The sequence below is a fragment of the Exiguobacterium sp. SH1S1 genome (genome assembly GCF_004337245.1).
Lineage (GTDB): Bacteria > Bacillota > Bacilli > Exiguobacteriales > Exiguobacteriaceae > Exiguobacterium > Exiguobacterium aurantiacum_A.
The window spans coordinates 1-415 of the sequence record NZ_SJUZ01000028.1 but is presented as its reverse complement, the minus strand read 5'-3'; the positions used below and the strand labels follow the sequence as shown (position 1 = coordinate 415).

1 protein-coding gene is annotated in these 415 nt (G+C 75.4%); it reads right to left on the bottom strand.

Annotated features, from left to right (window positions below):
* Nucleotides 1–415 (bottom strand): efflux RND transporter permease subunit (locus EVJ23_RS15090; RefSeq protein ID WP_201740761.1); only part of this gene is annotated, 415 nt, incomplete at both ends.

Here is a 415-nt window from a genome sequence, read left to right as displayed (position 1 = left end):
GATCAGGGCCGTGCGCCAGTCGGCCAGGAAGACCAGCAGGACGACCACCACCAGGGCGCCGCCCAGCAGCAGCGCCTGCAGGACGTTGCCGTTGGCGACGTCGACGAAGTTGGCCGGCCGGAACAGGTCGGCGTGCAGGCCGATTCCGGCCCGGGCCAGAGCCGGCCGCAGCTCCGCCAGGGCCGCCTCCAGCCGGCCGGTGACCGTCCTGGTGTCGACGCCGACCTGGGCGCCGACCATCAGCAGCACGCCGGGCTTGCCGTCGACCAGGGCGGCGCCGATCGCCGGCTCGGGGGCCGCCAGGATTGTGGCGACGTCGGCCAGCACCACGCTCGCCCCGCCCTCGTTGACCAGCACGGTGCGCCCCAGCGCCTCCGGGGTGAGCGACTGCCCCTCGGTGCGCAGGACCACCCGC